The 23,074-nt window shown below is 65.8% G+C and carries 25 protein-coding genes; 15 read left to right on the top strand and 10 right to left on the bottom strand.

Annotated features, from left to right (window positions below; all coding sequences use genetic code 11):
• Window positions 1-2: 2 nt before the first annotated feature.
• The 7 genes from H0P51_RS28605 to H0P51_RS17850 form a co-directional block, all read right to left on the bottom strand.
• A complete protein-coding gene (locus tag H0P51_RS28605) occupies window positions 3-614 on the bottom strand; it encodes a Dabb family protein (protein ID WP_246398048.1) in 612 nt (203 codons plus the stop codon).
• Window positions 607-954 (bottom strand): hypothetical protein, encoded by a 348-nt coding sequence (locus H0P51_RS28600; protein ID WP_246398046.1) that lies wholly within the window; start codon window positions 952-954, stop codon window positions 607-609. Before H0P51_RS28600 ends, H0P51_RS28605 begins: the two co-directional genes overlap by 8 nt.
• A 73-nt stretch (window positions 955-1,027) precedes the next feature.
• A complete protein-coding gene (locus H0P51_RS17870) occupies window positions 1,028-1,945 on the bottom strand; it encodes an alpha/beta hydrolase (RefSeq protein ID WP_180914120.1) in 918 nt (305 codons plus the stop codon).
• Complete coding sequence (locus tag H0P51_RS17865; RefSeq protein WP_180914119.1) at window positions 1,942-2,757, bottom strand: IclR family transcriptional regulator; 816 nt, start codon at window positions 2,755-2,757, stop codon at window positions 1,942-1,944. Before H0P51_RS17865 ends, H0P51_RS17870 begins: the two co-directional genes overlap by 4 nt.
• Window positions 2,758-2,936: 179 nt before the next feature.
• On the bottom strand, window positions 2,937-4,388 hold the full coding sequence (locus H0P51_RS17860; RefSeq protein WP_180914117.1) for an FAD-dependent oxidoreductase: 1,452 nt from the start codon (window positions 4,386-4,388) through the stop codon (window positions 2,937-2,939).
• Window positions 4,385-5,293: a VOC family protein gene (locus H0P51_RS17855; protein ID WP_180914115.1), complete on the bottom strand. Its 909-nt coding sequence runs from the start codon at window positions 5,291-5,293 to the stop codon at window positions 4,385-4,387. The genes H0P51_RS17860 and H0P51_RS17855 overlap by 4 nt, the downstream gene beginning before the upstream one ends.
• A gap of 10 nt (window positions 5,294-5,303) precedes the next feature.
• Window positions 5,304-6,488, bottom strand: a complete 1,185-nt coding sequence (locus H0P51_RS17850; RefSeq protein WP_180914113.1) for an acyl-CoA dehydrogenase family protein — start codon at window positions 6,486-6,488, stop codon at window positions 5,304-5,306.
• A 164-nt stretch (window positions 6,489-6,652) separates the two neighbouring features.
• Between H0P51_RS17850 and H0P51_RS17845 the strand changes: the two genes are divergently transcribed.
• From H0P51_RS17845 to H0P51_RS17835, 4 genes are read left to right on the top strand one after another with little or no spacing between them, the layout of a single operon-like run.
• A complete protein-coding gene (locus tag H0P51_RS17845; RefSeq protein ID WP_425488879.1) occupies window positions 6,653-8,260 on the top strand; it encodes a flavin-containing monooxygenase in 1,608 nt (535 codons plus the stop codon).
• Window positions 8,257-9,060 carry a mycofactocin-coupled SDR family oxidoreductase gene (locus H0P51_RS17840; RefSeq protein ID WP_180914110.1) on the top strand — a complete coding sequence of 268 codons (804 nt, stop codon included), beginning with the start codon at window positions 8,257-8,259 and terminating at the stop codon, window positions 9,058-9,060. The genes H0P51_RS17845 and H0P51_RS17840 overlap by 4 nt, the downstream gene beginning before the upstream one ends.
• Before the next feature lie 5 nt (window positions 9,061-9,065).
• Entirely contained in the window at window positions 9,066-9,188 is a 123-nt protein-coding gene (locus H0P51_RS28990; RefSeq protein ID WP_281373711.1) for a hypothetical protein, read from the top strand.
• A gap of 12 nt (window positions 9,189-9,200) precedes the next feature.
• Window positions 9,201-9,677, top strand: coding sequence for a nuclear transport factor 2 family protein (locus tag H0P51_RS17835; protein WP_180914108.1), 477 nt, complete (start codon window positions 9,201-9,203; stop codon window positions 9,675-9,677).
• A 7-nt stretch (window positions 9,678-9,684) separates the two neighbouring features.
• On the opposite strand, the gene H0P51_RS17830 is transcribed toward H0P51_RS17835, so the two are convergent.
• Window positions 9,685-10,569: an alpha/beta fold hydrolase gene (locus H0P51_RS17830; protein WP_425488878.1), complete on the bottom strand. Its 885-nt coding sequence runs from the start codon at window positions 10,567-10,569 to the stop codon at window positions 9,685-9,687.
• A gap of 90 nt (window positions 10,570-10,659) precedes the next feature.
• On the opposite strand from H0P51_RS17830, the gene H0P51_RS17825 reads away from it, so the two are divergent.
• From H0P51_RS17825 to H0P51_RS17795, 7 genes are all read left to right on the top strand, one after another.
• Entirely contained in the window at window positions 10,660-11,817 is a 1,158-nt protein-coding gene (locus H0P51_RS17825; protein WP_180914104.1) for a cation:proton antiporter, read from the top strand.
• 133 nt (window positions 11,818-11,950) lie between these two features.
• Entirely contained in the window at window positions 11,951-12,952 is a 1,002-nt protein-coding gene (locus H0P51_RS17820) for an Acg family FMN-binding oxidoreductase (protein ID WP_180914102.1), read from the top strand.
• A 37-nt stretch (window positions 12,953-12,989) separates the two neighbouring features.
• The gene (locus H0P51_RS17815; RefSeq protein WP_180914101.1) at window positions 12,990-14,129 is read left to right on the top strand and encodes a 4Fe-4S dicluster domain-containing protein; all 1,140 of its coding nucleotides are present in this window, start codon (window positions 12,990-12,992) and stop codon (window positions 14,127-14,129) included.
• Window positions 14,122-14,979, top strand: coding sequence for an FAD/NAD(P)-binding protein (locus tag H0P51_RS17810; protein ID WP_425488877.1), 858 nt, complete (start codon window positions 14,122-14,124; stop codon window positions 14,977-14,979). The genes H0P51_RS17815 and H0P51_RS17810 overlap by 8 nt, the downstream gene beginning before the upstream one ends.
• A complete protein-coding gene (locus tag H0P51_RS17805; RefSeq protein ID WP_180914100.1) occupies window positions 14,980-15,738 on the top strand; it encodes an NADH-quinone oxidoreductase subunit B family protein in 759 nt (252 codons plus the stop codon). It abuts the gene before it with no gap.
• A complete protein-coding gene (locus H0P51_RS17800) occupies window positions 15,735-17,021 on the top strand; it encodes a Ni/Fe hydrogenase subunit alpha (protein WP_180914099.1) in 1,287 nt (428 codons plus the stop codon). Before H0P51_RS17805 ends, H0P51_RS17800 begins: the two co-directional genes overlap by 4 nt.
• Window positions 17,018-17,488 carry a hydrogenase maturation protease gene (locus H0P51_RS17795; protein WP_180914098.1) on the top strand — a complete coding sequence of 157 codons (471 nt, stop codon included), beginning with the start codon at window positions 17,018-17,020 and terminating at the stop codon, window positions 17,486-17,488. Before H0P51_RS17800 ends, H0P51_RS17795 begins: the two co-directional genes overlap by 4 nt.
• Here the strand turns inward: H0P51_RS17795 and H0P51_RS17790 are convergent.
• Window positions 17,475-17,936 (bottom strand): hypothetical protein, encoded by a 462-nt coding sequence (locus tag H0P51_RS17790; RefSeq protein WP_180914097.1) that lies wholly within the window; start codon window positions 17,934-17,936, stop codon window positions 17,475-17,477. The genes H0P51_RS17795 and H0P51_RS17790 overlap by 14 nt on opposite strands.
• 116 nt (window positions 17,937-18,052) lie before the next feature.
• A complete protein-coding gene (locus tag H0P51_RS17785; RefSeq protein WP_180914096.1) occupies window positions 18,053-18,463 on the bottom strand; it encodes a pyridoxamine 5'-phosphate oxidase family protein in 411 nt (136 codons plus the stop codon).
• A gap of 236 nt (window positions 18,464-18,699) precedes the next feature.
• On the opposite strand from H0P51_RS17785, the gene H0P51_RS29280 reads away from it, so the two are divergent.
• The 4 genes from H0P51_RS29280 (at window position 18,700) to H0P51_RS17765 (ending at window position 23,062) form a co-directional block, all read left to right on the top strand.
• Complete coding sequence (locus H0P51_RS29280) at window positions 18,700-19,062, top strand: hypothetical protein (RefSeq protein WP_425488876.1); 363 nt, start codon at window positions 18,700-18,702, stop codon at window positions 19,060-19,062.
• A 50-nt stretch (window positions 19,063-19,112) separates the two neighbouring features.
• A complete protein-coding gene (locus H0P51_RS17775; protein WP_180914095.1) occupies window positions 19,113-21,146 on the top strand; it encodes an erythromycin esterase family protein in 2,034 nt (677 codons plus the stop codon).
• Between the two features lie 84 nt (window positions 21,147-21,230).
• On the top strand, window positions 21,231-22,244 hold the full coding sequence (locus H0P51_RS17770; protein ID WP_180914094.1) for a 1-phosphofructokinase family hexose kinase: 1,014 nt from the start codon (window positions 21,231-21,233) through the stop codon (window positions 22,242-22,244).
• A 50-nt stretch (window positions 22,245-22,294) separates the two neighbouring features.
• A complete protein-coding gene (locus tag H0P51_RS17765; RefSeq protein WP_180914092.1) occupies window positions 22,295-23,062 on the top strand; it encodes a universal stress protein in 768 nt (255 codons plus the stop codon).
• Window positions 23,063-23,074: the final 12 nt, after the last annotated feature.

Genomic DNA, 23,074 nt, shown 5'->3' with positions numbered 1-23,074 from the left:
ATCTAGCAGTCGGGCAGCGCGCAGAAGCTGTGGCAAACGCGCTCCCGGACAATGACGTCGGGGCATTCCGGGTCGAACCAGCGATCCACCATCGCCCAATGGACCGGATGCATCAGATATGGCCCCGCGAGACCTTCGATGTCGGTGAACTCCTGCTCGAAGACGTGTGTCCAGGTTGTCGCGCCGACGGACTCCTCGGCCCGGCTCAGCTGCCAGGACGTAATCGTCTGCACATACCGCGACATCGACCGCAGTTCGTACTCGAACCGCGCCAATGTTTCGGTCGAAACGGCCGGATTGACCCGCAGCAGCAGGGTGCGGTACACGGTGCCGCCGACGGTGTCGGTGTGGACCGGGCTGCCGGTGTAGTTCGCGCCGTTGACCCGGTTGATCACTGGATCGGCCAGCGCATCCTCGAAATCCTGCTGCGACGACCGCCATTCGCGTTCCGAGGGGAATCGAAGGTGCACCAGCATGTCGCCGCCGTTACGGGAACCGGGCATCGTCGGCGCCACGATGCGGTAGGTCGCGCCGCCGGTACGGGCTCGGATATCACGCAGGATGCGGTCTTGGTCGTCGGCTGGTACGTCAAGAAGTCTGGTGACGCTATACATCACACAGGTCATCCACGTCGGCGGCGGCCGCGGCGAACGACCGGGTTCGTTCTGCCACCAATTCGCTGATACCTGACCACCATTGGCCCAACCTGGGATCAGGTCTGCCTTGCCAGGTCATCTCCCACCACGCCTGCACGCTCGGTAGGGTCCAGGTGATGGTGAGGGTGTTGACGTCGTCGTCGAACCAGATCGGTGGGCTCACCAAGACGTCGCGCAACGTCATGCCGCGCTGCCGCGCTCCTGGCGCGTACTCGGCCAGATAGGCGTCAACGAACCGCCGTGCGCAACCCGGGCGCGTCACCACCCGGTCGATCACGTACACCTTGCCGTCAGTCATCTGCCGACCTCAGCCTTGACGGCCGCGAAATGTGACTGGGGCGCCGAATGCTGACACGCATACCGCGGCCACGTCACGCTCGCGACACCAGATCGGCCAGCGCGGCGCACGCCTGGCTCTGGGCTTGCTGGGCCATGTCCAAGTTCGGCATGCTCATGAAACCATGTATGCCACCATCGAATTGGAGTAGCATCACTTGGACGCCCGCGGACTTGAGACCAGCGGCGTATGCCAGCCCTTCGTCCCGCAACGGGTCATGTCCGGCGATCACGAGGATCGCCGGGGGCAATCCGGTCAGGTCGGCGTGCAACGGCGCCGCGTAAGGATGGTTGCGGTCGGGGAGTGCCGGCACGTACTGGTCCCAATACCACTGCATGGCGGACTTCGGGTTGTAGTAGCCCCGTCCGAACAGCCGATACGACTCGGTGTAAAAAGCGGCTGCGATCACCGGGTAGATGAGTAACTGCGCGACAAGGTCCGGGCCGCCGCGGTCGCGAGCGATCAACGCGGTCACGGCGGCCAGGTTCCCACCTGCGCTGTCACCGCCGACGGCGACACGGCCCGGGTCGCCGCCGAACGCGCCGCGTGCTGCCGCCTGCGTGACGGCGTAGACGTCCTCGACGGCCGCGGGCCATCGGTGTTCGGGCGCTAACCGGTAACCCACCGAAACAACAATGGCACCAACATGATTGGCGAAATGGCGGCAGAGGGCGTCATGACTGTCCAAGTCGCAGAATACGAACCCCCCACCGTGGGCATACACCAGCACCGGCAGATCGTCGCCGTCCGGCCGGTAAACCCGGACCGGGATGTCACTGCGGGGACCGGGCACCACGTCGTCGCGGACCTGGTAGACGGGTTCGGGTTCATCCGGCGGCACGAACCGCGACCGGATCACGGCCCTGGCCTGTGCGCCGGTCATCGTGTGCACCGGTGGGAATCCGGCGTCCAGCGTATCTAGCAGCGCGGCGATCTGCGGGTCGAGTTTCACGCGTATTGCAGGGCAGCTGCCGGTCGTCGAGGCGCCAACGGGCGCAATGGTTGCAGTGTCGGGGCGACCCGCTGGGCGCCGTCGTCGACATTCCGCCAAATATTCATGGCCGTCATGCGCAATGGCGCGGCCAGGCGCTGGTCGAACGTCATGCGATTCATTGGGCCGCACACCGACACTGCTGCCACTGCTTCGCCTTGACCGCCGATCGGTGCCGCGACGCAGCCGAAGCCGAGCAGTGATTCCTCTCGCTCGAATGCGACGCCGTGTGCCCGCACCTTGGCCAGTTCGACCGCCAGTTGGGAGCTGCTGGAAATCGAGTAGCGGGTCTTGCGGGTCTGCAGATCCACTTCGGCGTCCTCGTCGCGGTAGGCCAATAGTGCCTTGCCGACTGCGGTACAGTGCGCGGGTTGACGACCGCCGACCCGTGTCGGCAGGCCGTTGCACACGCGGTCTCCGACCTTCTCCAGATACACGACGTCGGGCCCGTCGAGTACTGCGAGATGTACGACAAGCCCAGTGGCACGGTGCAATTCGGCCAGTTGCGGTTTGGCGGCTCGGACCAGCCGGTCCTGGTGCACGGCCAGCGACCCCAGTTCGACCAGTCGCATCCCGAGTTCGTAGTCGCGACCGCTGCGGCGCAGCCACCGCAGCTGCACCAGACGTTCGAGCATGCGGTGCGCCGACGAACGGGGCAGGCCGGTGCGGCGGACGATCTGGGCCAGTGTGAGCCGTCCCGGACCGTCGAATGCATCGAGAACGAGTGAGATGCGGTCGATGACGGCACTGGGGGTATCGGCGGTCACTGGCATGATTCCTCCTGGCTGGAATATTCCTAATAGGAATATCATACGGCGTGACGGTTGTCACCTATCCCGCGCGAGCAGACGCAAAAGCACCCGGTGTCATACCGAAACGGGTGCTTTTGCGTCTGCTCGCGCAAGGGCACGCAAGGGCGCGCAGGGGCCGCAAAAGGGCGAAAGGGTGCGACTTAGCGGGCGGCGGAGCGACCCGCGCGGCGGCCGTAGAAGCTGCCGTCACCCAGTGATATGCCGCTGGCATAACCCCAGGCGGCCAATCCCGCGGCTGAGCGGCCGGCGGCGAACAGCCCGTGAATGGGCGAACCGTCGACATCGAGCACCTCGGCGTCGAGCGAGGTGCGCAGCCCGCCGAGGGTGAAGCCACCGGTGCTCTCGCGCAGGTCGATAGCACCGACCGGCGAGCCGATTGGTCGCAGCCATTCCCGCTTCTTGTGCAGCAGCGGATCCTCGCCGCGTGCGGCGCCGTCGTTGTACGCGGCTATCGTCGCCTGCAGCGATCCTGGCGCCAGGCCGATCTCCGCCTCCAGCTCGGCCACCGTCTCACACACCCACGAAGCCGGGCGCATCATCAACCGCGGCGACCAGGACGCCATCGCCTCGTCCTGCGCATCGCTGTCGATGATCAGATACGCGGTGTTGTCCTGGTGATAGAGCGTGAGTTGCCCGACCCGCCCGGGGTAGGTGTCCTCGGCGACATAGCGCTGGCCGCGGCCATTGACCAGGATGCCGCGGACCAGTTGCTGCGGGTCGATAAATATCGCGACCTCGGTGGCGTCCATGTGAGCCAGGTCGGCGCCCAGCGCCTGCGCCATCCGGATCGCCTGCCCGTCGTGCTGCTCCACCGAAGCGGCCGGCCGTCCGGCGATGCGCGGCGCATACTGGGCCACCATCGCGTCGTTGTAGGCGAAACTGCCTGTGGCAAGCACGATTCCGTGGCGAGCTCGAATAAACAACTCGGCCCCGTAGCGACGTGCGCGGATACCGACCGCCCGGCGGTCGGCGTCCACCACCAGCGCCTGCACCCGTACGTCGTAGAGCGCCCGGGCGCTGGCCGCCTGAGCCGTCTCCACCAATGGCTTCATCAGCATGTAGCCGGCGCTGGCTTCGCCCTGCTTCTTGTTCGACATCTGCGGGACGTGACCGCGCGGGGCCGGGGAGGCGATGGTGTTGAACGGGAAAGAGTTCTCGCCGCCGCTGTACATCAGGCCGTGGTCACCCATCGGTTCCCATCCCGGCTCGCTGAAGAACTCGGCCTTGAACGGAACGCCGCACTGCACCAGCCAATCGAAGTGCGCGACGCTGCCCGCGCAGTAGTCCGCGATCCGGTCGGCGTCGGCACCCGGGCCCATGGCCACGTTCAGAAAGGCCGCCATGTTGTCGACGGAATCTTCGAAGCCGCAAGCTTTTTGTAGTGCTGTCCCACCACCGAGGTAGATGAAGCCGCCCGCCATCGCGGCCGCACCGCCCCAGGAGCCGGTGCGTTCCAATACCAAGACCTCGGCGCCGCAGTGTGCGGCCTCGACCGCGGCCGCCGCGCCCGCAATGCCGTAGCCGGCGATCACCACGTCGGCTTCGTCGTCCCACCTCGGTACGGATGTGACGGGGACAGGTCGGACGGTCACGGCCGCATGGCCGCTGGCAGATCACTCACCCATTGGTGACCCCAGTAACTGTCCGCGGTGATTTCCTCTGCCGTGTAAAAGGTTTCGTCAACCCGCATGCCGTCGGTGCCGAATTCAATGTCCCAGTCCCCGGGTGTGCGAACATAGAACGAGACCATCTTGTCGTTGGTGTGCCTGCCCAGGGTGGATGACAGCTGGATTCCCTCGGCGTTGACCCGGTCCAGCGCCTGCCCGACCGCGTCAAGGGTGTCGACCTCCACCATGACGTGCACGACGCCGGGGTCGCGTTGGTGCATGGCCGGGCAGATCGCCAGACTGTGATGGCGCGCGTTGATGCCGAGGAAGCGCACCCGGATCGGGCCGAATTCCGGCGGCGCCGGGATCCGGAAGGCGCCACGGGATCGGAACCTCAATACGTTCGTGTAGAAGTCGAACAGCCCACCCGGATCGGTGGCCGGTATGACGACATGACCCAGACCTTGGTCACCGGTCACGAATCTCGCGCCGAACGGCGTGATCACCGGGCTATGGTCGAGTACCGCGCCGTGGAACACCTCAAGTGTGGTGCCGCCCGGGTCCTCGAAGGCAATCACCTCTTCGACGCGGCGACTGTCGGCCTCCTGCTGGGACAGTTCTTTGAACGCGACACCGGCGCCGTCCAGGGCCGCTTTGACCCGCTGCAGGGCAGCGCTGTCGCGGACCTCCCAGCCGACTGTGCGCACCCGTTCGCTCTCGCCGGGCACGAAGATGATCCGGGCGGCGCGTTCGTCCATCCGCAGATACAGCGCGTCGGGATCGGGCCCGGACCCCTTGGCGAACCCCAGCACATCGAACGCGAAGTGCCGCCAGCGTTCGATCTCGTTTGTCGAAACAGTGATGTAGCCAAGGCTTTTCAGATCACTCACAGCAAGCTCCTCAGATCAGCGCGCGCAGCGGACCCATCGGCGGCTCGACGCCGAGCGAACTCAGCGCCGACGCGTGGTAAATCGTGCCCGGGACGTGGATAGCGTGCATCTGGCCGACATGCACGTCACGCCAATACCGTTGCAGCGGCTTGTCCATCCGCGAGGCGTTGCCACCCGATCGGGCGAAGATCTCGTCGACCGCCGACACCGCGCGCCACACGGCGCGGACCTGGGTGCGCCGTCCGGCCGCGCGGTCGGCGAACGACACCTGCTGGCCGGCGGCGACCATGTCGTAGATGCGGTCGGCGTTGGCCAGCAGTTCCTGGCGGGCGGCGTTAATGTCCGCGGCGGCCTCACCGATCGCGAACATCACGTACGGGTCATCTTTGATCGCGGTGCCGGTGGCGCCGACCCGTTCGCGTTGGTAGTCCAGGTGCGCGGCCAGCGCCCCCTCAGCGATACCGATGGTGGCCGCCGAGATGCCAAGTGGGAACATCGTCGACCACGGCATCAGATACAGCGGCTCGGTCATCCCGGCCTCGCGCTGCGCGCTGCCGTCCATCACCTTAGTCGCATCCATGGTCCGGTAGGTCGGCACAAATGCGTCCTTGACGATGACGTCCTTGGACCCGGTTCCGCGCAGCCCCACCACATTCCACGAGTCTTCGACGATCTCGTAGTCCTTGCGTGGCAGGATCATGTGCAGCATCTGCGGCGGCATGATCGGGATGCCCTTTTCGTCGCCGAGCATGGCGCCCAGAATGATCCAGTCGCAGTGATCGGTGCCCGAGCTGAACTGCCAGCGGCCGTTGAAGATGTAGCCGCCATCGACCGGCCTAGCTACGCCCTGCGGCGCATACGGCGACGCCATCCAGGTGTCGACATCGTCGGCCCAAATCTCGGCCGCGACCTTCGGGTCCGCGTAGGCCAGCTGGTAGGGGTGCACACCGACCACGCCGACGATCCAGCCGGCCGCCGGGTCCAGCGCCGCGGTGGCCATCACCGTCTCGGCGAATTCGCGCGGGTGCACCTCGAACCCCTGATACTGCTTGGTTTGCAGCAGCCGGATCAGCCCGGCCGACTTCATCGCCTTGACCGTCTGGTCGGTGAGCCGGCCGATGCGCTCGGCTTCGGGAGCCTGCTCGCGCAACTGGCTGGCCATCTCGACAACTCGGTCCAAAACCCGCTCGCTCATCCTGACGTCCTTCATCTATGTGGGCCTGTGTCTGGTTTACCGCACCATGCGCGCGGACTCACCCGTAGATCCCGATGAACGGACCAAAAACGAGAATGCGGCGGCGTCCGCTGATCGGGAACGGGTCTGGGTTGTGCGCCGGCGAGGTTCTACCGTGGATCCTTGTGAACGCTGAGCAATCCCTGGACGTACTGGTCGTCGGTGCGGGCTTCGCCGGTCTTTATGCCCTACACAAGCTGCGCGGCCAAGGGCTCACGGTACGGGTGATCGAGGCGGCGCCCGAGCCGGGCGGCACGTGGTACTACAACCGCTATCCTGGCGCCCGCTGCGACGTCGAGAGTGTCGACTACTGCTACTCGTTCTCCGAGGAGTTGCAGCAGGAGTGGGACTGGACCGAGAAGTACGCCACCCAGGCCGAGATCCTGCGCTACCTGAACTGGGTCGCCGACAGGCTCGACCTGCGCCGCGACATTGTGTTCAACACCCGCGCCGTCTCGGCGGTTTTCGACGAGGCGGCGTTGCGCTGGACGGTGAGCACCGACACCGGCAAGGTCTACACAGCGCGGTTCTGTCTGATGGCGACCGGCCCGCTTTCCGACGCGATGATCCCCGACTTCCCCGGCCTGGACACCTTCGCCGGCGAGGTATACCACACCGCTCACTGGCCGCGGGAACCCGTCGACTTCACAGCAAAGCGGGTCGCGGTGATCGGCACCGGATCCTCGGGCATCCAATCGATTCCGATCATCGGCGAACAGGCCGCACAACTCTACGTCTTCCAGCGCACCCCCAATTTCAGTGTGCCGGCCGGCAACAAGCCGCTGACACCGGAGGAACTGGCCGATATCAAGGCCGGGTACGGAGAGCGGCGCCGACTGTCCTGGCGCAGTGGCGGCGGGTCACCGCACATCACCGCTGACCGGCCCACCATGGAGTTCAGCGCCGACGAGCGCCGCGCCGCATTCGAAAGGCGCTGGCAGTTGGGCGGAGTGCTGTACTCGAAGACCTTCCCCGACCAGATGACCGACCTGGCGGCCAACGAGGAGGCGCGTCGATTCTACGAGGAGAAGGTGCGGGCAGTCATCGACGACCCCGCGGTCGCCGACCTGCTGATTCCCAACGACCATCCGATCGGCACCAAACGAATCTGCACCGACAGCAACTACTTCCAGACTTTCAATAAGCCCAATGTGACGCTGGTGAGTGTGCGCGAAACGCCGATCGAGTCGATCGACGCAACCGGAATCAACACCACCGCATCGCACTACGACCTCGACATGATCGTGTTCGCAACGGGTTTCGACGCGCTTACCGGTGCACTGGCCAAGATCGACATTGTGGGACGCGGTGGCGTGACCCTGCGCGACAGTTGGGCGCACGGACCGCGCACTTACCTCGGCTTGGGCGTCGACGGGTTCCCCAACCTCTTCGTGATCTCAGGTCCCGGAGCGCCGGCCGTGCTGGCGAACATGGTGTTACACGCCGAGGCGCAGGTGAATTGGATCGCGCAGACCATCGACTATCTCGACAGCCACGGCTACGTCGCCATCGAAGCCATCAAGGACGACGTAGACGCCTGGGGCGCCGAATGCACCCGGCTGGCCGAAGCCACGCTGTTCACCAAGGCCAACTCCTGGTACATGGGCGCCAACGTCCCCGGAAAGCCCCGGGGCTTTATGTTGTTTGTCGGGGGATTCGCCACTTACAACGAGATCTGCGCCGAGGTGGCCGACGCCGGCTACAAGGGTTTTGAGCTGGTCAAGCAGTCATGAACACCGGCCTGCGTGACAAAGTCGTCCTCGTCACCGGGGCGTCGGGCGGTACCGGGCGGGTGCACTGCCAGCGGTTTGCCGACGAGGGCGCCGACGTGGTCGCTCTAGACTTCCCGGCCGCGCGCGACGAACTGCGCTCCACCGCAGTAGAAGTCGAAAGACGGGGCTGCCGCTGTGCAACAGGCCTTGCCGATGTCTCGGACCTGCGCGCCCTGACCGACGCCGTCGACGCCGGTGTCACCGAGCTGGGACGCCTGGACGTGGTAATCGCCAATGCGGGTATCCATACCGCTGGTGCGCCGTCCTGGGAGTTGGACCCGCAGGTCTGGCAGCGCACCATAGACATCAACCTCACCGGGGTGTGGCACACGGTCCGGGCCGCGGTGCCGCGCATCGGCCCGGACGGAGGCTCGGTGGTCATCATCAGTTCCACTAACGGGCTTCGCGGTACCGCAAACTCGGCTCACTACACCGCGAGCAAGCACGCTGTGGTGGGCTTGGCGCGCGCACTGGCCAACGAGCTGGGGCCGCGCAACATTCGGGTCAACACCGTGCACCCCGGCGCGGTAGCCACTCCGATGGTGCTCAACGAGAAGACGTTTCGGCGCTTGCGCCCGGATCTGGAAAACCCCACCGAGGCCGACGCGGCCGAAGTGCTCAAAGCGCGAAATCTGTTGCCGGTGCCGTGGGTGCAGCCGGTCGACATCGCCAACGCGGTGGTGTTCTTGGCATCCGACCAGGGCCGCTACATCACCGGCGGCAAGATCGTCGTCGACGCCGGCCTGACCCAGAAGACATGATGCGCGTGGATAGCACCCTCCGGCCGGAACTGCGCGACTACAACGTCGACGTGCTCGAACTGCTGTTGGCAGTGGGCCCGACCGCGCCGCCATCGTCGGTGGTGCGCACCAGCGCCTGCAGAGCCTGATAGGAGACCAGCGTGACTGATATTGAGCAACTGGCAGCCCGTCTGCGCCGCTTGGAGGACGAACGCGACATCGCCCGACTGATCGCCTCCTACGGCCCGGCCGTCGACGCCGGCGACTCCGACGCCACCGCGCGGCTGTGGGCGCAGGACGGCGTCTACGACGTCGACGTCATGCGCATGGAAAGCCGCGAGGACGTGCACGCCATGGTTAGTTCCGCGCCTCATCAGAGATTGGTCGCCAGCGGATGCTGCCACTTTCTGGGTCCCTGCGTGGTGACCGTCGACGGCGACACAGCGGTCGCCGTGTGCGAGTCGTTGGTGCTCATTCGTGAGGGCGAGGGATACCATGTATGGCGCTGCACTGCAAATCATTTCGTTCTGAAGCGGATCGAGGGTCGCTGGCAGATCGGCACCCGCACCAGCAGGGTGCTCGACGGCACACCCGAAGCGCGCGCCCTGCTGACCAAGGGCCTGGCCGGCTCGGTTTAAGTCTGAGCTAGGCCGCCCCGCGCCCTTGCCGCGACAGGAATGCCAGCACGGTGCTCTCGAAGGCCGCCTTGGCCTCGATCATCGCCCAGTGCCCACAGTTGGGGAACACGTGCAGCTCCGCGTTGGGAATGGTGCGCATCGGGATCAGCGCCATGTCGAGCGGGCTCACCCTGTCGTCGCGGCCCCAGGTCAGCAGTGTCGGCGCGGCCACCTTGTGCATCACCGCCCATGGCATCGGCCGGTCGGCGGTGCTCATCGCGGCCATCATCGCCGAATATGCTGCCTTGCCATACATTCGGCGCGCGGCGGCCAATGTCGCCGGGTCGGTGGCCAGCTGCCAGCGTTCCTCGATGAGTTCCTCGGTGACCAGCGATTGGTCGTACACCATCGATTTGAGCCAATCAACCAACCGCTGCCGAGTCGGATCTTCGGTGAACTCCTGCAGCAGCCGGATGCCCTCGCTGGGGCCTGGGCTGAAGGTGTTCGTGCCGATGCCGCCGATCGTCACCAACCGGTCGATGCGATCGGGGTACCGGATCGCGAAGTTGATACCGACCCCGCCGCCCATGGAGTTACCCACGATGTGCACCCGGTCCACGCCCAGCGCATCCAGGAACGGCGCCACCACCCCCTGCGCGGTGAGCATCGGGTGGCCGCCGAAGTCGTCGGTGACCCCGAACCCGGGGAATTCCAGAATTAAACAGCGAAACTGCTCGGCGAAGACGGGCAGCACGTAGCGGAAATTCCGCCATCCGGTGACGCCGGGACCCGAACCGTGCAGGAACAGCAGGGTGGCCTGCCCTTCGCCAGTGTCGTAGTAGCGCAGCGTGCCGGTCGGCGTGCTGATCTCGCTCAGGTTTGTCGGTGCAGGGGTGTTGGACACGTCCGCCACCCTGCCACGACGGGCAGGGTGGATGAAAGCAACGTTCCGATGATTGGGCTAATCGCCCTAGAGTCGACGTGACGTGGAACGGAGAACCGGATGACAGTGCCGAAGTTCGACTTCGACACCCTGGCTTTGCTGTCCGCCGTAGGTTTCGTCGGCCCGCTGCTGGCGTCCGTCCCGCGCCTGCGAATTCCCGCGGTGATTGGCGAGTTGGCCGCCGGACTGGTGGTCGGCAAGTCCGGATTCAACATCATCGACGTGCAGAATCCGACACTGAAGCTGTTGGCCGACATCGGCTTCGCACTGATCATGTTTGTGGTGGGCACCCATGTTCCGGTGCGGGACAGCGCGGTGCGCACGGCGTTGCCGCGTGCACTGGCAAGGGCTGTCGCGGTAGGTGTCCTCGCGGCCGCCGCGGGAATCGCCCTTGCTGGCGTGTTCGGCACCGGCCATGCCGCGGTCTATGCGGTACTGATCGCGTCTTCCTCGGCCGCGGTTGTGCTGCCGGTGCTTGATTCGCTGCAATTGCACGGGCCACAAGTACTAGCCGTCACCGCGCAGATCGCCATCGCCGATACCGCGTCTATCGTGCTGCTGCCCTTGGTAATCGACATCAAGCGCGCGCCAGTGGCGGCGCTGGGCGCACTGGCCGTCGCCGGCTGCGCGGTGGTGCTGTTCCTTGTTTTGCGGGCGGCCGACCGCCGGGGCTGGCTCAAGCGGGTGCGCAAGTACTCCGGTCGAAAGCGTTTCGCGCTGGAGCTGCGCACCAACCTCCTGCTGTTGTTCGCGCTGGCGACGCTGGCGGTACGCACGCAGGTGTCGATCATGCTGGCGGGATTCGCGCTGGGGCTGACCATCGCCGCGGTCGGGGAACCGCGGCGGCTTGCGCGTCAACTGTTCGGTATCACCGAAGGCTTCTTCAGCCCGCTCTTCTTCATCTGGCTGGGTGCCTCGCTGCAGGTCCGAGAACTGGCCGCCAAACCCGGGCTCATTGTGCTCGGGGCAAGCCTGGGAATCGGTGCAATCCTGGTGCACTCCGTCGGGCGACTGTTCGGTCAGCCTTTGACGCTGGCTGTGCTGACGTCTGCCCAGCTCGGTGTGCCGGTAGCCGCGGCCACCATCGGCACCCAGCAACACCTGCTGCGCGCCGGCGAGCCGTCGGCATTGATGTTCGGCGCCCTGCTCACCATCGTTGCCACCTCCATCGCGGGTTCCCTGGCTGCCAGACGTCTAGGCCCCGAACCAGCGGGATGATCGTCGGCTGCGAGCAATGGCACAAAGTCCTCACTGAATGGGACACCGTGCCCTCGTGTCACGGCCGGCGCAACGCCATCTTGGAGGTGAGCTACATGTGAGCTAGACAAAGGCACGAATGAGGTCGCTAGCGATGAACGCACATTTTCCAGACCGCGGCACTGTTGAGACGGCGCTGCGACTGGCCTCCCGGGCCCCGTCAGTACATAACACGCAGCCGTGGCGCTGGCGGGTGGGAGAGACGAGCCTGCACCTGTACTGCGATCCGACACTGCAACTTCCCCACACCGACCCCGATGGCCGAGACATGATCCTGAGCTGTGGTGCGGCACTCAACCACTGCATCACCGGCTTGGCTGCGACGGGATGGCAGGCCAAAGTGAACCGGCTGCCTAATTTCTACGATCCGAATCACCTCGCGGCCATCCAGGTGTCCCCGCATCCGGCCGGCCAGCTCGACATCATGCTTGCCGCGGCGATACCGCGGCGACGAACGGATCGGCGGCACTACAGCTTTTGGCCGGTTGCGGGTGGTGACATCGCTCTGATGGCGGCCCGCGCGGCCCGCGCCGGGGTGGCGCTGCGTCAGGTCGACGCCACCGACAAATTGAACAAGATTGTGGCGGAATCGGTCTGGAACCACGCAGCCGACGCGGACTACCTGGCCGAACTCACCGCTTGGAGCGGTCGGCACGCCTCAGACGACGGTATACCCGCGCACAGCACGCCGGTGCCGGACCGCACCGCGCCGATGCCTGGCCGGCTGTTCTCCCGACCCCAATTGCGGATGCCCTCGGGTGCCACACCGGACGTGGAAAATGCGGCGGTCCTGGCGCTGGGAACGATGACTGACGACAAGCTGGCCTGGCTGCGTACCGGCGAGGCCACCAGCATCGTGCTGCTCACCGCCACCGCGCTGGGCCTGGCCAGCTGCCCCATCACCGAGCCGTTGGAGATCGCCGAGACGCGAGAAGCGGTGCGGGCAGACGTCTTTGGCGCCAACGGCTATCCGCAGATGCTGTTGCGTGTCGGCTGGGCACCCATCGACGCCGATCCGTTGCCTTCGACGCCGCGGCGCGAACTCGACGACTTCGTCGAATGGATAGCTGAGTCCGAACAGGCGGTCGGCCAGTAGACGGCCGTTTACAGCATGACCTTGATCGGACAATGATATGTCGATGACCGGGCGGTCCGAAACGTGCGTGTTGCTGGACGTGGCCGGACTGCACAAACTCGTCGAGTCGCTGATCGAACGCGGCTACCGCGTGGTGGGCCCGACGTTGCGCGACAACGCGATTGTGCTTTCCGAACTCGACTCCGCGGCCGATCTTCCACGCGGCTGGGGCGTGGACGTGGGTCCTGGACATTATCGGGTCCGGCGCCGTGACGACAAGGCGGTGTTCGGGCATTCAGCCGGGGCACAGTCGTGGAAGCAGTTCCTGCACCCGGCGCGGTTACGGTTGTGGGCCGGAAGCCGTGATGGAACAGTCCAATCTGAGCCGGAACCACCCCGATATGCGCTGGTCGGCGTGCACGGGTGCGATCTGGCCGCCATCGCGACGCTGGATCGCGTGCTCGGTAACGCCGACTATCCCGACAGCTCCTACGTCGGCCGCCGCCGCAACCTCTTCGTGGTGGCGGTGAACTGCACCGAACCCGGCGGGCTGTGCTTCTGCGCGTCGATGGGTACCGGACCCGCTGTCGGGGCCGGCTACGACCTCGCACTCACTGAACTCCTCGACGACGACGGCGAACCCAGCTACCTGGTAGACGTGGGCTCTCCCGACGGTGCCGAAGTGTTGGCCGAACTGCCGCACCGGGCACCGTCGGAAGACGAAATCGATAGTGCTCGAAGTGAAGTCGAAGCCGCTGCGCATCGCATGGGTCGCCGGATGCCCGAGACGAACCTGCGCAACCTGCTGATCGACGCACGCGAGTCGCCGCAGTGGGATGATGTGGCAGAGCGTTGTTTGACTTGTGGCAACTGCACCATGGTGTGCCCAACCTGCTTTTGTACCAGCACCGAGGATGTCAGCGATCTGACCGGCGACCACGCCGAACGATGGCGAAACTGGGCGTCCTGCTTCGAGTTCGACTTCACCTACGTACACGGCGGCGGTAGCGTCCGACAGTCCGGGGCATCCCGATACCGGCACTGGATCACTCACAAGTTGGGCACCTGGCACGACCAGTTCGGCATGTCAGGCTGCGTGGGCTGCGGACGTTGCATCGCCTGGTGTCCCACCGGAATCGACATCACCGAGGAGATCAACAAGATGGCCGGATCGCCAGAGGCGACCGACGATGACTGAACTTGCCCGCGTCCAGCCTGAGCGGCACTCGCCGATGGCGCCCGTTCCCTACCGGGTGCGCAGTCGCATTGTGGAGAGCCCGGATTCGGCGACGCTGTGCCTTGAGCCGCTCGGCGAGGCACTGCGGGCGCCCGAGCCGGGTGAGTTCATGATGCTCTACGCCTTCGGTGTCGGCGAGGTGGCGATCTCGGTGTCCGGTGACCCGACGGTGACGGACGGCTCCATCACGCACACCGTGCGCTCGGTCGGCGCGGTGAGCCGGGCACTGCACGACTCCCAGCCGGGCAGTGTGATCGGCGTCCGCGGGCCGTTCGGGACAACCTGGGGCCTGTCCGAAGCCCTCGGGCGAGATCTGGTCATGGTCGCTGGTGGCGTGGGTTTGTGCCCATTGCGTCCGGCGATCCTGCAAGCGGTGGCGCAGCGAGCGCGCTACGGCACGCTGACGCTAGTGGTGGGCGCACGCTCTAAGTCCGACTTCGTGTTTGCGGCCCAGCTCAAGAAATGGGCCAACGACCCGCAGATCGACCTGCACCTGATCGTTGACGCCGCGACGCAGGGCTGGACGGGGGAAGTCGGCCTAGTCACCGCCCCACTGCGCCGGCTCACCCTGCAGCCCGACCGCACCACAGCGCTGCTTTGCGGCCCCGAGGCCATGCTGCACTTCGGCGCCGAGGAACTGATCGCCAAAGGCATTGCCGCTCGGGATATTCGAGTATCGCTAGAACGAAACATGCAGTGCGGCATCGGCTTGTGCGGGCACTGTCAGCTGGGTCCGCTACTGCTATGCCGCGATGGGCCCGTCGTGACCTACGACGTCGCCGGCCCGTTGCTGCGGGTGAAGGAGCTGTAGATGAGCCCACCCAAACTGGCAGTATGGAAGTTCGCGTCCTGCGACGGTTGCCAGCTGACACTGCTGGATTGTGAAGACGAATTGCTCACCCTGGCCGGCCAAGTTACTATCGCCAACTTCGCCGAGGCGTCCAGCGCGACGGTGGACGGGCCGTACGACGTGTCGCTGGTCGAAGGCTCCGTCACCACACCGCACGACGAGCAGCGGATCCGCGACATCCGCGCGCAGTCGCGGGTGCTGGTCGCGATCGGCGCATGCGCGACTGCCGGGGGAGTTCAAGCGCTGCGCAACTTCGCTGACGTCGCTGAATTCACTTCGGTGGTCTACGCCCGACCCGACTACATCCAGACCTTGGCGACGTCGACTCCCGCCTCGGCCCACGTCGAGGTCGACTATCAGCTGCACGGCTGCCCGATCGACCGCGGACAATTACTCGACACCCTGTCCGCGCTGTTGATCGGCCGCAAACCCCGACTGCCCGCCAAGACGGTGTGCACCGAATGCAAGATGCGTGGCGTCACCTGCCTGGTCGTCGCCGACGGCACGCCGTGCCTGGGCCCGGTCACCCACGCTGGCTGCGGTGCGCTGTGCCCGAAGCATCATCGCGGTTGCTTCGGCTGTTTCGGGCCGTCTGCGGCGCCGCAGACCGCGACACTGATTCCGTTGTTGCGCCGCGACGGGATGTCCGACGGCGACGTGGATCGGGTGTTCTCGACCTTCAACGTGACCAGTTTTGCCGCCGAACGGCAACCGCGGTGAGCACCCGAACCCTTAATGTCGGCACCCTGGCCCGGGTGGAAGGCGAAGGGGCACTGCACGTCACGGTGAAAGACGGCGCGCTGGAAAGGGTCGAGCTCAACATCTACGAACCGCCGCGGTTCTTCGAAGCATTCCTGCGCGGCCGCGCCTACACCGAACCACCCGACCTGACCGCACGGATCTGTGGAATTTGCCCGGTGGCTTATCAATTCAGCGCATGCAACGCCATCGAAGACGCCTGCGCGGTGACGCTGGACGACGAGCTGGTTGCGCTGCGGCGGTTGTTGTACTGCGGCGAGTGGATGCACAGCCACGTGTTGCACATCTACCTGCTGCACGCGCCGGATTTCCTCGGTTGCCCCGACATCGTCGCCATGTCCCGCCAGCACGCGGCCGCGGTTGAGCGTGGCCTGTCGCTGAAGAAGGCCGGCAACGAGCTGATGGAATTCGTCGGCGGGCGCGCGATACACCCGATCAACGTGCGTGTCGGCGGCTTCTATTCGGTGCCAACCAAAGCCGAACTCGCGCCGATCGCCGAACGGCTGCGCCGCGCCCTCGACGAAGCGCTGGCAACGGTCGAGTGGGTGTCGGGCTTCGAGTTCCCCGAACTCGAGATCGACCACGAGTTCTTGGCGCTCAGCACGCCCGGACGCTACCCGATCGAGAACGGCACCATCGTGCGCAGCGCCGGCAGGCCCTTCCCGGTGGCTGAATTCACCGAGCGGGTAAGGGAAAAGCAAGTGCCGCACTCTTCGGCGCTGCAGGCGACACTGGACGGTGGCCGCCACCTCACCGGGCCGCTGGCTCGCTATTCGCTGAACTCGGCGGTGCTGTCGCCGATCGCCGCTCAGGCCGCAGTTCGCGCCGGACTAACAGGCCAGTGCCGAAACCCATTCCACAGCATCGTTATTCGCTCCGTAGAAGTGGTATACGCGATCGAGGAAGCGTTGCGCATCATCAAGGAATACCAGCGCCCGGCACGCCCGTTCGTCGACGTGGTGGCCCGCGCCGGGGTGGGGCACGGTGTCAGTGAGGCGCCCCGCGGCCTGCTGTATCACCGCTACCGGATTGGTGATGACGGGCTGATCTCTGCGGCGACCATCGTGCCGCCCACCTCGCAGAACCAGGGCGCGATCGAAGCCGACCTGGCCCGCGTCGTGTCGGCCAATCTAGACATCGATGACGCGGCGCTGACCCTATTGTGCGAGAGGGTGATTCGCAGCTACGACCCGTGCATCTCGTGCGCCACCCACTTCTTGACCCTGACGGTGCGCCGCCGGTGACCGCGCGCACCATCGTCGTTGGCCTGGGTAATCGCTTCCGACGCGACGACGCCGTCGGGATCCTGGCCGCCGAGGCGATCGAGAAAATGGCGTTGCCCGATGTTCGGGTGTTCACTGACATTGCCGATCCGATGAGCCTGCTTCAGGTGTGGGCCGGTGCCCGCCTGGCTGTGCTGGTCGACGGCGCCGTGGTGGCGGAGCCGGTTCCGGGTCGCGTGCGCTGCTGTGCGTTGACTGACCTGGCCAGCGACGGGGGATTGAGTTCGCACACCGTCGATCTCGCCCGCACGCACGCGCTTGGCGTCACGCTGGACCGGGTGCCCGACTCGGTCGTGGTCGTCATGGTCGAGGTAGCCGACACCGGGCACGGCACGGAGCTGACTCCGAAGGTGGCGTGTGCGGTGCCGCGTGCGGTCAATCTGGCTGTGCGCGAAATTAATCGACGATCATCGACTACGCGGCGCTAGAAAGATCGCGGCTCGTTGTCTGCGCAGTCTTCACCCGAGCCCGCGCCGGTCGCCAGCCGACGTAGCTCAGATACGCCCCGACCGCCGCCACCAGGATGCTGGCGCCGGTCCACAGCGCACCTATTCCGACGGTGGCGTTGGCGGCGGACATGAATGCGCCGGGGAAGGCTACTAGCAGCAGTCCGCGCATTGCGAGCATCCAGCCCAGTACGGACACGGTGGCTGCCGGCGCTCCCCGCCAATAGGGGTGCAGCGCGACGATCACGATACCGATTAGGAGCACGAAGGTTCCGGTCACCCAGGCCCAGGCTGGGTTGGACTCAAACCCGTCGAGCAGCGCGCGCATCTGCGATCCGCGTGCCACGGTCGTCACACCCACGATCGCGAAGAAGGGGCCGAGCACCCGCGCAAAGGCCTGGGTTCGGGGATGCAGCTGTGTGGTGTTCATGGTGGTACCTCCGGCATCCGGGACTGATAGTCCCATACCTCTATTCGAGCACCGGACCGGGCTGGGCGCGAGGGACTGAAGTCCTTATTATTCGGTGGCGCGCTGCGGGGGCGCGCTCACCGAGGCGTGAAGCGGAACCTGCGGCCGGTGACCAGTTCGGGAAGCACTCGCACGTAATGCGTTTTCGTTGGCGCGGTCCAGGACAGCAGCTGCGCGCGCTCGGCCTCCTCGAGGTCTTCGTCGTCGCGCACCGAGCGCGCGACGCCCTTGACGATCACGCTCCATCCCTCGGCGAGGGTGTACTCGTCGGCCTCGAATACGACGTGGTTGTTGATCGCGGTGCTGATCAGCTTGGTGCCTTCGGCGGTGCGGAAGAGGACGGTTCGGCGTTGCACGGCGAAGTTGACCGGAAAGATCTCCGGCCGCGCGTCGACGCTGGTGACCAGCCGCCCGATCGGCACACTGCTCAACAGATCCCAACATTCGTGCTCTGAGAGGATCGTGACTCCCTCGCCGGACACCGGCATCGGCCCGCCCCTTTCGAGTCGTGGTTTTTCGTCACCGACGACCGTAGTCTGTCCGGCCCACGCAGGCCCAGTGGGCCAGGGGACGGTGACGAAGGACCCTATTGGCCGATGCGCAGGTGGCGGAGCCTAGGGGTTGATCGGCATCGATCGGTGTCACGCGAGGAGTTAGGTAGCCATGTCCCCAGCGGTGTGCCACCCGATGGCCGATGCCCGGCCGATCGTTCCATGGATGCGAAATGGTGTATGAACAAAGCGGTTCCATGCAGTTGACTGACGCGGACGTCGACGCGCTGGCCTGCAAATTTCTGAGCTCGCCGTATGCCGATCAGGCCGTGTACGCGAGTTGGTCGTTGGACAGGCGACTCGAGGGATTTCTGTGTCGCAGGGATCTTTCCCGGCTCGCCGAGGACGGGGATGCCTTCCGGCTCATCCTGGAACGCGTCATGTCCTACATCGGGTTGGGGTATCAAACCTCGGCATCCGGTTGCCCCGTGCGCGAAATCGACGAAGGGCTCAAAGAGCAGGGACTTCCGTCTCTTGCTGTGGTCAAACAGGATCGGTCGAATGGACAGCGTCATAACGGCGACTTCGAGATCTAGGAGGCGCAAATGAGCACCCTCCGCACACTGATGATCAGGACTGACAAACCATGACCAGCGCAGCGTCGGACTCCCCGAGGCGCGTTTTCCGTGACCGCCGCGAGGCCGGCAAAGTGCTGGCTGGGCTGTTGAGCGCGTACCGTGACCGTCCCGACGTGCTGGTACTCGGCCTGGCCCGCGGCGGTGTGCCCGTCGCGTGGGAGGTGGCGGCGGGACTGCACGTTCCGCTGGACGCGTTCATCGTCCGAAAGCTGGGTGCACCGGGCCACGAAGAGTTCGCCGTCGGAGCTTTGGCGAGCGGTGGCCGCGTTGTGATCAACGACGACATGGTGCGGGCTCTGCGGATCACCCCCCAACAGCTGCGTGACGTCGCCGACCGTGAAGGCCGCGAGCTGGCTCGCCGCGAAGCGGCCTATCGGGACGGCCGTCTGCCGGTAGCGGTGGCGGGCAAGACCGTGCTACTCGTCGACGACGGATTGGCCACTGGTGCAAGCATGTTCGCGGCTGTGCAGGCATTGCGTGAGGCCGAGCCGGCCGAGCTGGTTATTGCAGTGCCGGCCGCTCCGGAATCAACGTGCGCAGAGTTCGCCGCCGTGGTCGACGACGTGGTATGCGCATCGATGCCTACCCCGTTCATGGCGGTAGGGGAGTCGTATTGGGACTTCAGCCAGGTCAGTGACGAGGAGGTTCGCCGACTGCTCGCTACCCCGACTACCGGTATCCCGGTGATCAGGCCTTCGACGCCGACGCCCGCGGAGGTACTCAATGTTGCGGCGATCAATTCGCCCCAGGGCATTCCGCCGAGCGACGTGCTGGAGGCGATCGTTGGCGACGCGCGAGTGGTGCTGATCGGGGAGAGTTCGCACGGCACACACGAGTTTTACGAGGCGCGCGCCGAGATCACCAAATGGTTGATCGAGGAGAAGGGGTTCATCGGGGTCGCCGCCGAGGCGGACTGGCCGGACGCTTACCGGGTCAATCGTTACGTCCGCAGCCTGGGTGAGGACGCCGACGCCGAGCAGGCGCTGCGCGGATTCGAGCGCTTCCCCGGCTGGATGTGGCGCAACACCGTGGTTCGCGACTTCGCCGAGTGGCTGCGCGGACACAACGAGCGGCAAACGTCAGTGGGCGGGCGCCAGGCCGGTTTCTATGGGCTGGATCTGTACAGCCTGCATCGGTCGATGGGCGAAGTGGTCACCTACCTCGAGAAGGTCGACCCGGCCGCGGCGGCCCGGGCGCGGAACCGCTACGCCTGCTTCGACCACAACAGCGCCGACGACGGCCAGGCGTACGGTTTTGCGGCCGCGTTCGGCGCCGGCCCTAGCTGCGAACACGAGGTGATCGAACAGCTGGTGGAGCTACAGCGAAACGCGTTCGCGTACCTGAGCAGCGACGGACCGCTGGCACAGGACGAGCTGTTCTATGCCCAGCAGAATGCGCAGACGGTGCGCAACGCCGAGGAGTACTACCGCGCGATGTTCAGCGGACGGGTTACTTCCTGGAACCTGCGCGACCAGCACATGGCGCAGACCCTCGAGGCGCTGCTTATGCACCTGGATCGGGATCGCGACTCGCCCTCTGCCCGAATTGCGGTGTGGGCGCACAACTCTCACGTCGGCGATGCGACGGCGACCGAGGTCTGGGCCGATGGGCAGCTTACGCTCGGGCAGCTGGTGCGTCAGCGCTACGGCGACGAGGCGCGGCTGATTGGGTTGAGCACCTACTCGGGCACGGTGACCGCGGCCAGCGAGTGGGGCGGCGTCGCCGAGCGCAAGGTGGTTCGGCCGGCGCTGGTGGGCAGCGTCGAAGGGCTGTTCCACGAGACCGGGCGGCAGGCGTTCCTGGTGTCCGCGCTCGTGGACCAGCGGGCCGCGGCACCACTGGCTGACGTGCGGCTCGGCCGCGCCATCGGAGTGATTTATCAGCCGGCCACCGAGCGGCAGAGCCACTATTTCCACGTGCGACCGCTCGGTCAGTTCGACGCGATGATCCATATCGATCACACCCGCGCGCTGGAACCACTCGAGCGCACCAGCCGGTGGATAGCGGGCGAGACACCGGAAACCTATCCGAGCGGCCTGTAAGCCGAGGCGGAATCCTGCCCGCACGCGAACAAGACGACGAGTAACTTCACCTAAGCCAGCCGAGAACGGGCAGGGTCAACGAATATGGTTAGTCCGGCCGGGCCGCTCGCAGGATTGCCGCGGATCGTCACGCTGACGATGAATCCGGCGCTCGACGTCACCACAGCGGTGGGGGTGGTGCGGGCGACCGAGAAACTACGCTGCAGCTCTACCCGCTACGACCCGGGCGGTGGGGGCGTCAACGTCGCCCGGATCGCCAGTGTTCTGGGTGGTTCGGTATTCGCGGTGTTCCCCGCGGGCGGATCGACCGGTGGCCTGCTGACGAAACTGCTCAGCGACGAGGACGTGTCCTTCGCCGAGATTCCGATCAACGCCGCCACCCGGGAGAGCTTCACCGTCAACGAAACCAGCACTGGCCGCCAATACCGGTTTGTCCTTCCCGGACCCCTGTTGAGTGACCGGGAACAGGCCAGATGTCTGCAGGAGCTGCGAATGGCGGCTCGCTCGGCGCAGTTCGTGGTGGCCAGCGGCAGCTTGCCCCCCGGTGTGCCCGACGACTTCTACGACAGGGTCGCCGAGCTGTGCCGCGCCGTGGGTGCGTTGCTGATTCTGGATACATCGGGTGCGGCCCTCGGGTGCGTCACATCCGGTGTGTACCTGCTGAAGGTGAGCGTGCGTGAACTACGGGAATGCGTCGGACGTGAATTGCTCACCGAGGCAGACCAATTGGAAGCTGCGCAGGAGCTCATCACCTTCGGGCGAGCCCAGGTCGTGGTGGTGTCGCTAGGCTCGCACGGGGCGCTGCTCGCGACGGCAGACGCCGGCCTGCGATTTCCGGCCGTTCCGATGGACGGGGGTAGCGGGGTCGGGGCCGGTGACGCGATGGTCGCCGGGATCACGGTGGGTTTGAGCCGGGGCTGGACGCTGCCCGAGGCGATCCGGCTCGGCATCGCCGCGGGCGCCGCGATGCTGTTGACCCCGGGTACAGCGGCCTGCTCGGCCGCGGACGTGAACAGTTTGCTCGAACTGGCCGCACAGCCTCTCGACGTCACACGTGCGGGCACTGCAGGTGAGGCCGAACGGCCCCTGCCTAAATGACCGTGCACCCCCTAGCCTGGGAAGCGCAGCAATCGTAAGCAGGAGCCAATATGAACCCACTCAACGCCAAGTCGGTGACCGTGGGCGTCAACGGTTCACAAGCCGCGGTCAACGCGGCGAAGTGGGCGATCGACGAGGCCGTCAGCCGCCAGGTGCCGCTTCGGCTGGTGTACGTGATCGCAGCCAACGGACTCACAGCCTCCGACTGGGACCTTGAGCGTGCCGAAACGGCGCTTTCGCAGGCGGAGTGCGCCGTGCAGAGCGCAGCACGCGAGGAAGGTACGTTCGTCGAGGTTGACACGGTGGTGTTGTCCGGCGACCCCGCCCAGGTTCTGGTCGACGAATCTCAAGATACGGCCCTGGTCTGCGTGGGCACCGCCCGGCGCGGCTGGGCGACCGACGGATCTCTGGGGCCGACTGCCGCCGCATTGGTGGCTGGTGCGCACTGCCCGGTGGCGGTCATCCGCACCAACTACGACGGTTCCCCGACTCGCCTCGGAGTGATCGCGGTGGTGCTGAACGACGAAGCCGACAACGACGAAGTCGTGCGAGCGGCAATGGAGGAAGGCCGACGCCGGCACGCGATGGTGCGTCAGATCGACCGTCGCGTGGACAGCTGGGTCCGCCGCTATCCTGACGTTCCTGTTCAGGTGGTCGCCGCGGGCACTGGTCACGAATTGGCCGGAAAGCATGGCGGTGCAATAGATCTCGCGGTTATCGGAGAGGCGGACGCGGACACGCTGCCGGGCCTGGCCACGCCGAACTGCCATCCGATCCTAGGCTATCCGGACTGCTCGGTGCTGCTGGTGCGGCACTGACCCGTCTGGCGC

This window comes from Mycobacterium vicinigordonae (assembly GCF_013466425.1).
GTDB lineage: Bacteria > Actinomycetota > Actinomycetes > Mycobacteriales > Mycobacteriaceae > Mycobacterium > Mycobacterium vicinigordonae.
This window is presented reverse-complemented; position numbering and strand designations above follow the sequence as displayed.

Excerpts from the sequence above, each read along its gene's own strand:
- H0P51_RS17815 (WP_180914101.1), top strand. The coding sequence starts at position 12,990 with ATGTCGATGACCGGGCGGTCCGAAACGTGCGTGTTGCTGGACGTGGCC.
- H0P51_RS17850 (WP_180914113.1), bottom strand. The coding sequence starts at position 6,488 with ATGAGCGAGCGGGTTTTGGACCGAGTTGTCGAGATGGCCAGCCAGTTG.
- H0P51_RS17825 (WP_180914104.1), top strand. The coding sequence starts at position 10,660 with ATGACAGTGCCGAAGTTCGACTTCGACACCCTGGCTTTGCTGTCCGCC.
- H0P51_RS17775 (WP_180914095.1), top strand. The coding sequence starts at position 19,113 with ATGACCAGCGCAGCGTCGGACTCCCCGAGGCGCGTTTTCCGTGACCGC.
- H0P51_RS17810 (WP_425488877.1), top strand. The coding sequence starts at position 14,122 with ATGACTGAACTTGCCCGCGTCCAGCCTGAGCGGCACTCGCCGATGGCG.
- H0P51_RS17765 (WP_180914092.1), top strand. The coding sequence starts at position 22,295 with ATGAACCCACTCAACGCCAAGTCGGTGACCGTGGGCGTCAACGGTTCA.
- H0P51_RS28605 (WP_246398048.1), bottom strand. The coding sequence starts at position 614 with ATGTATAGCGTCACCAGACTTCTTGACGTACCAGCCGACGACCAAGAC.
- H0P51_RS17770 (WP_180914094.1), top strand. The coding sequence starts at position 21,231 with ATGGTTAGTCCGGCCGGGCCGCTCGCAGGATTGCCGCGGATCGTCACG.
- H0P51_RS28600 (WP_246398046.1), bottom strand. The coding sequence starts at position 954 with ATGACTGACGGCAAGGTGTACGTGATCGACCGGGTGGTGACGCGCCCG.
- H0P51_RS17840 (WP_180914110.1), top strand. The coding sequence starts at position 8,257 with ATGAACACCGGCCTGCGTGACAAAGTCGTCCTCGTCACCGGGGCGTCG.
- H0P51_RS17785 (WP_180914096.1), bottom strand. The coding sequence starts at position 18,463 with ATGCCGGTGTCCGGCGAGGGAGTCACGATCCTCTCAGAGCACGAATGT.
- H0P51_RS17805 (WP_180914100.1), top strand. The coding sequence starts at position 14,980 with ATGAGCCCACCCAAACTGGCAGTATGGAAGTTCGCGTCCTGCGACGGT.
- H0P51_RS29280 (WP_425488876.1), top strand. The coding sequence starts at position 18,700 with ATGGTGTATGAACAAAGCGGTTCCATGCAGTTGACTGACGCGGACGTC.
- H0P51_RS17865 (WP_180914119.1), bottom strand. The coding sequence starts at position 2,757 with ATGCCAGTGACCGCCGATACCCCCAGTGCCGTCATCGACCGCATCTCA.
- H0P51_RS17820 (WP_180914102.1), top strand. The coding sequence starts at position 11,951 with ATGAACGCACATTTTCCAGACCGCGGCACTGTTGAGACGGCGCTGCGA.
- H0P51_RS17790 (WP_180914097.1), bottom strand. The coding sequence starts at position 17,936 with ATGAACACCACACAGCTGCATCCCCGAACCCAGGCCTTTGCGCGGGTG.